The 737-nt window shown below is 75.3% G+C and carries 1 protein-coding gene; it reads right to left on the bottom strand.

What is annotated here, in order from left to right; translation table 11 throughout:
* Positions 1 to 729, bottom strand: a 729-nt coding sequence (locus tag ESO86_RS18020; RefSeq protein ID WP_242492452.1) for a glycerate kinase, incomplete at its 3' end; no start/stop codon positions are given.
* Positions 730 to 737 lie beyond the last annotated feature (8 nt).

The raw sequence follows: 737 nt of genomic DNA, 5'->3' as shown, positions 1-737 counted from the left end.
CATGTGCGCACCCCAGACGAGCAGCCCGAAGCCGGTCCCGCCCGCGGCGCCGGCGCCCGCTGCGTCGGCGAACGCGGCCCTGTCGGGCATCGCGCGGACGAGCCGGCCGAGGTTGCGCTCAAGCGGTTCGACCTCCTCCGGCGCCGCGCCCTTCTGCGGACCGAAGATCGCGGCCGCGCCGAACGGACCGAGCAACGGGTTCGTGACGTCGCTGAGGATCGCGGCACCGCGCGCAGGCCGCTCCCGGAGGCCGGACAGGTCGACCCGGGCGATCGAGCCGAGTCCGCGATTGCCCGCGGGGACCGGCCACCCGTCGCCGTCGAGGAATCGTCCGCCGAGCGCCGCGAGCGCGCCGGCGCCGCCGTCGGTGGACGAGCTGCCCCCGATCGCGAGGAGCACCCTCGTCGCGCCGCCGTCGAGCGCCGCGGCGATCGCCTGCCCGAATCCGATCGTGTGCGCGTCGAACGGGCGGAGGGGGTCGAGCAGGGTGATCCCGCTCGTGAGCGCGAGCTCGACGAGGGCACTGCCGTCGGGCAGCCGGAGCCACGCGGCATCCACCGGTCGGTCGTCGGGACCCTGCACCGTGACGGGCACGCGCTCGGAGCCCGCGACCGCGGCCTCGAACGCGTCGAGCGTGCCCTCGCCCCCGTCGGCCATCGGCTTCGGCACGAGCTCGTCGTGGGGTGCGACCAGCATCCACGCCGCGATGAGGCTCAGCGGGATGTTCACGAAGAAGA

The sequence above is a fragment of the Agromyces binzhouensis genome, from assembly GCF_004135055.1.
In the GTDB taxonomy this organism is placed as follows: domain Bacteria; phylum Actinomycetota; class Actinomycetes; order Actinomycetales; family Microbacteriaceae; genus Agromyces; species Agromyces binzhouensis.
This window is presented reverse-complemented; position numbering and strand designations above follow the sequence as displayed.